Below are 5,255 nucleotides of genomic sequence, written 5' to 3'. Positions count from 1 at the left end.
CGCTCGCGGCCGAATGCGGCGCGCTGCCCTGCCCGCTCGACCTCAACGATCCCGCGCCGCTCGCCGAGCTGTTCGCCGCCCACGAGATCGACGTGGTGGTCAACAACGCGGGCCTGCTGCCCGCGCTCGGCAGCTTCGCCGCCACGCCGGCCGCCGACATCGACGCGATGATCGACGTGAACCTGCGCGCGCCGCTGCGCATCGCGCAGCTCGCGCTGGCCGGCATGATCGCGCGCCGCCGCGGCCACTTGTTCTTCATCGGCTCGAGCGCCGGGCGCTTCCCGCATCCGAACACGGCCGTGTACGGCGCGACCAAGGCGGCCGTCAGCCTGTTCTGCGATTCGCTGCGCTGCGACCTGCTCGGCACCCACGTGCGCGTGACCGAGATCGCGCCGGGCCGCGTGCAAACCAGCCTCTACCGCACCGCGCTCGGTGCGGACGGGGCCAACGCGAAGCTCTACGACGACTACCGCTCGATCCAGCCCGAGCAGATCGCCACGCTGCTCGCCACGGCGCTCGCGCTGCCCGACGCGGTGGATGTCTCGCGCCTCGAGGTGTTCCCGACCGATCAGGCCGTCGGCGGCTCGCAAATCGTTTCGTCTAGCTAACCGATCCAACGGATCGATCCAACCGGTTCCGGAGTCATTCCCTCATGAAGAATCAACGAGTCGTGATCGTCGGCGGCGCATCGGGCCTCGGCCTGGTGGTCGCCAAACTGATGCTGGCCGACGGCGCCGAAGCGGTGGCGCTGATCGACAAGAACGGCGCGCTGCTGGCCGATACCGTGCGCGCGCTGACCGAGGCCGGCCACCGCGTGGTGGGCGTGGAAGGCGACATCACGCGCCGCGATTCGGCGCACGCCGCGTTCGGCCGCGCGCTGGACGGCCTCGGCCGCGTGGATTGCCTCGTCAACAGCGCGGCGATCTACCCGCGCAAGGCGCTGCTGGAGATCACCGACGACGAGTGGGATCTCGAGAACGCCGTCAACGTGAAGGGCACCTATCACATGATGGTGGCCGCGATCGAACACATGCGCGCGCGGCCGAAGGTGGAGACCAACGTGGCGGGCCGCATCGTCAACATCACGTCGGTGGACGCGTTCAAGGCGCACCCGCAGAACGGCCATTACGCGGCCACCAAGGCGGCCGTGGTTAGCCTGACCAAATCGTTCGCGCACGAAGTGGCGAAGGACGGCATCCTGGTGAACTCGGTCGCGCCGGCCGGCTTCGCCACCGAACGCGCCCGCACGCTCGGCTTTCTCGGCGAGCTGGCCGCGGCCAACCCGCTCGGCCGCGCGGCCGAACCGGAGGAAATCGCGCAGTGGGTGGTGATGATGGCGAGCAGCCGCAACACCTACGCCACCGGCGAAAACGTGATCGTCAGCGGCGGCTACATCTACGCCTGATGTCACGCGGCCCGCCCGCGGCAAGGCCGTGGGGCGGGCGGCCGGGCCGGCCGAGTATGCTAGAGTCATAATATGTCATACGGCGCCGGCGACTGTTCTCCAGACGGCCGCGCCGGCGCGGTTTGTCTGCATCCGTCAATTGCAGAGCCATCCTTTTCCAGTGTGAGTACACGGAATGACTCTGGACGCTGAAACCCTCCTCAAGAATGCCGCCAGTTCCGGCCGCCGACGCAGCCTCACCGAGCTCGTCATCCAGGCGCTGAACGACAAGATCGATCGCGGCGAATACGCCCCCGGCGCGAAGCTGCCCACCGAACCCGAGCTGTGCACCGAGTTCGGCGTGAGCCGCACCGTGGTGCGCGAGGCCGTGGCGTCGTTGAAGCTCGGCCGCAAGCTGGTGGCGCGGCACGGCGTGGGCGTGTTCGTGCTCGACGGCGCGGCGCCGGCCGACACCATGCTGTCGCTCGACAGCGCCACGCTCGACAACTCGATGCACGTGCTCGAACTGCGCATCGGCGTGGAAGCCGAAGCGGCGGCCTCGGCCGCGCGGCGCCGCTCGGAGCCGCACCTGAAGGCGCTGAAGGAGGTGTATGCGCGCATGGAGATCGTGGCGGTGGACGACGACGCGGAATGCGCGCGCGCCGATTTCGAATTCCATCTGGCCGTGGCCACCTGCTCCGAGAACCCGCACTTCACGTCGATCCTCAAATCGCTGGGCCAGGAGATCACGATCGACCTGCGGCTCAAGCACGCGAAGGCCAACGCGAAGGAACGCAAGACGTATATCAAGCGGATTCAGCGCGAGCATCACGACATCCTCGTCGCGATCGAGCGCCAGGACGAAAGCGCGGCGCGCCGCGCGATGCGCCGCCACCTGAACGAAAGCCTGGAGCGCTATCACAACCTGTCCGGCGCCCGCGCCGAACACGACGCGCAGGCCGACTGAGCGCCGCGCCAACGCGGCGTCAACGCACGTCAACGAGAAGGGGCGGCCAAGGCCGCCCCTTCCGTTTCTTCATGGCTGCGCGGCGCGCCCTGCGGCCTGCCGCGCCCCCTGCCCTCAGTTCTTCAACGGCTCGACGCGGTCGCCGTAGGCGATCGCCTGCGGCACCCACTTGCCGCCCACCACCTTGTAGAACGTCGCGGCCGGATCCTTCATGTCGCCGTTCGGCATGAACGCGATGTTGCCCGACACGCCCTCGAACGACACGCCCTTGATCGCCGGCGCATAGGCCTTCGGATCGACCGAATTGGCCTTCTGCATGGCCGCGATCAGCACGTTGGTGGCGTCGTACGCCGCCGGCGAGTAGGCCACCACGCCCTCGTTGAATTTGGCGCGCATCTTCTCGTCGAACGCCTTGCCGAGCTTCATCTTCGTGAGCGGCACGCCGTAATCCCACGACACCGCGCCGTCGGCCGCGTCGCCGGCCACCTTCAGGAACGTCTCGTTCTCGAAGCTGCCGCCGCCGAGCAGCACGGCGCGGATGCCGAGCTGGCGCATCTGCTTGGCGACCATGCCGGCCTGCTGATCGAGCCCGGCCCAGAAGATCACGTCGGGGTTGAACGACTTGATGCGCGTGAGCTGGGCGCGGAAATCGACGGCCTTGTCGGTGGCGAACTCGCGGTCCGCCACCTTGCCGCCCACCGCTTGCACGCCCTTCACGAACTCGTCGGCCATGCCCTGCCCGAACGCCGTGCGGTCGTCCATCACGGCGATCACCTTGCCCTTGAGCGCCTCGACGGCCGAGTGCCCGGCCAGCTGGCCCATCTGCGCGTCGGAGTTGGTCACGCGGAACACGGTGGAGAAGCCCTGCGCGGTCAGCGTGGGATTGGTGGCGGTGGGCGACACCATCGGAATGCCCGCGTTGTAATAGATGCGCGAGGCCGGCACGCTGGTGCCCGAATTGAAGTGGCCGACGATGCCGGCCACCTTCGAATCCACCAGCTTCTGCGCCACCTGCGAGCCCATGCGCGGGTCGCCCTGATCGTCTTCCGCGTCGAGCACGAAGTGCACCGGCTGGCCGCCGATCACGAGCTTCTTCGCGTTGGCGTCCTCGATCGCGAGCTGCACGCCGCGCCGCAGATCCTCGCCGTAATGCGCGGACGCGCCGGTCAGCGGCGCGGCAAAACCGATCGTGACGTCGACCGCGTACGCGCCGCCGGCGTGAAGCGCGCCCGCCACGAGGGGAACAGCCCAGACGAAACGGCGACGGAAAAGCGAAAAGTCCATGTTGACCTCTGCAAAGCCTGCGGGTTGTGGTTTCGAACGCGCGAGCGCCGCCACGCCGCCCGGCCGAGGCCGGGCGAGACGGGATGTGCCGCTTGCGGGTTCGCCTCGCGCAATGGCGCGCGGCTGACGTCAAAGTATTAGGTGAGACGTCATATGTCAACGGCTCAAAAATACGGGATTGCACGCATGCGGAGGCGGCGCGAAAACGGCGGGCAAGGAGAAGATTCGCACGCGAACGGTGCAAAAAGATCGGAACAATGACGGCCGCGATGGCCGAACGATCGCCGGACCAGGAGCGGCGCGCGGCCGCCCCGCCCGCTCAGGCGCGGTTCGCCCGATAGCGCAGCAGCACCGTGCCGATGCCGCTGCCCGCGATCACGGCGATGCCGTAGGTGGTCACCGCATCGGGCGTGTTGCCGAACAGTGCCCAGCCGAGCAGCGTGGCGAACGCGAGCTGCGCATAGCCAAACGGCGTCAGCGTGGAGAGCGGCGCGCGGCCCAGCGCGCTGAGCATGGCGACCTGGCCGAGCGTCGCGAACGTGGCCATCAGGGTCAGCAGCAGCCAGCTCGACACGCTCACCTGCGCCATCTGCGGCAGCAGTGTGGCCTTCGCGGCGAACACCAGCGCGCTCAGCGCCACGGTGGCCACGGCGGCGGTCAGGAAATTGGTGGACATCGCGTCGCCCCCTTTCGACAGCCGGCTCGACACCACCTGCAGGCACGCGAAACTGAGCGCGGCGGCGATCGGAAAGCCCACCGCCCACGAGAACGCGTCGCCGCCCGGGCGCACGATCATCAGCATGCCGGCGAAGCCGAGCACCACCATCAGCCATTGCGGCAGCGGCACGCGCTCGCCGAGCAGCATCACGGCCAGCAGCGTGGTGAACAGCGGCGCCATCATCACCAGCGCGGTGGACACGGGCAGCGGCAGATAGCGCAGGCCCGCGAACGTCGCGGCGGAATTGGTCAGCAGCAGCAGCGCGCGCAGCACCTGCAGGCGCATCGGCCCGGCGAAGCGCATCTGCGCCACGCCGCGCCGCACGAGCCACACGCCCAGCACCACGGCCTGAAACAGATAGCGCAGCCACAGCATGGCGAGCAGCGGGATCGACGGGCCGATCAGCTTGGCGGTGGCGTCGCTGCCCGCGAAGATCGCGGTGGCCAGCAGCATGATCAGGATGCCGGCCCCGGTGGGGCCGATTCGGTCGAGCATCGGCATGGGCATCGCCGCGCGTCCTTCGCAAAGAGAGAGGCAAGCCGGGCACGCCCGGCTTCGGGGTGCCCGAATCGTATCAGCCCCGGGAACGCTTTGGCATCCTTTGCATCGCGATTCAGGCCGGGCGGCGCGCCGCGTCCGCGCGTTCGGCCACGCGCCGGGCCGCGGCCAGCGTGCGCCGCAGGCGTTCGTCGAGATCGACCTGCGCGGCGAGCGTGCGGTTCGGCACTTCAAGCGCGAGCGGAATGCCGGGCGGCAGCGCCTGCACGAACGCCTGCAACGGCAGGCCGCCCTCGCCCGGCAGCAGCCGGTCGAAGCGCGCCTCCTCGGAGATCGCGGCGGTGCTGGCCGGGGCCGTGGCCGCCGCGTCGCAGAACTGCGCATAGCGCAGCCACGCCGGATCA

Annotated in this window: 5 protein-coding genes and 1 pseudogene; 3 read left to right on the top strand and 3 right to left on the bottom strand. The window is 69.0% G+C overall.

Going from position 1 to position 5,255, the window contains the following annotated elements:
- The 3 genes from G3N92_RS30450 to G3N92_RS30440 form a co-directional block, all read left to right on the top strand.
- On the top strand, positions 1–608 hold a 608-nt coding region (locus G3N92_RS30450), incomplete at its 5' end, for an SDR family NAD(P)-dependent oxidoreductase (protein WP_206131261.1).
- Between the two features lie 44 nt (positions 609–652).
- Complete coding sequence (locus G3N92_RS30445; RefSeq protein ID WP_206131260.1) at positions 653–1,405, top strand: SDR family oxidoreductase; 753 nt, start codon at positions 653–655, stop codon at positions 1,403–1,405.
- A 175-nt stretch (positions 1,406–1,580) separates the two neighbouring features.
- Positions 1,581–2,351, top strand: a complete 771-nt coding sequence (locus G3N92_RS30440) for a FadR/GntR family transcriptional regulator (RefSeq protein WP_206131259.1) — start codon at positions 1,581–1,583, stop codon at positions 2,349–2,351.
- A gap of 114 nt (positions 2,352–2,465) precedes the next feature.
- Here the strand turns inward: G3N92_RS30440 and G3N92_RS30435 are convergent, their stop codons facing one another.
- The 3 genes and pseudogenes from G3N92_RS30435 to G3N92_RS30425 form a co-directional block, all read right to left on the bottom strand.
- Positions 2,466–3,635: a branched-chain amino acid ABC transporter substrate-binding protein gene (locus G3N92_RS30435; protein WP_206131258.1), complete on the bottom strand. Its 1,170-nt coding sequence runs from the start codon at positions 3,633–3,635 to the stop codon at positions 2,466–2,468.
- 319 nt (positions 3,636–3,954) lie between these two features.
- Positions 3,955–4,854: a DMT family transporter gene (locus tag G3N92_RS30430; protein WP_241015120.1), complete on the bottom strand. Its 900-nt coding sequence runs from the start codon at positions 4,852–4,854 to the stop codon at positions 3,955–3,957.
- 112 nt (positions 4,855–4,966) lie between these two features.
- Positions 4,967–5,255 (bottom strand): annotated as a pseudogene (locus tag G3N92_RS30425) (sugar phosphate isomerase/epimerase); the annotation flags it as partial.

This window comes from Burkholderia sp. Ac-20379 (assembly GCF_017104645.1).
Classification (GTDB): Bacteria; Pseudomonadota; Gammaproteobacteria; order Burkholderiales; family Burkholderiaceae; genus Burkholderia.
This window is presented reverse-complemented; position numbering and strand designations above follow the sequence as displayed.

What these genes read in the sequence shown, in the direction of transcription:
- G3N92_RS30445 (WP_206131260.1), top strand. Translation starts at nt 653, where the DNA reads ATGAAGAATCAACGAGTCGTGATCGTCGGCGGCGCATCGGGCCTCGGC.
- G3N92_RS30440 (WP_206131259.1), top strand. Translation starts at nt 1,581, where the DNA reads ATGACTCTGGACGCTGAAACCCTCCTCAAGAATGCCGCCAGTTCCGGC.
- G3N92_RS30435 (WP_206131258.1), bottom strand. Translation starts at nt 3,635, where the DNA reads ATGGACTTTTCGCTTTTCCGTCGCCGTTTCGTCTGGGCTGTTCCCCTC.
- G3N92_RS30430 (WP_241015120.1), bottom strand. Translation starts at nt 4,854, where the DNA reads ATGCCGATGCTCGACCGAATCGGCCCCACCGGGGCCGGCATCCTGATC.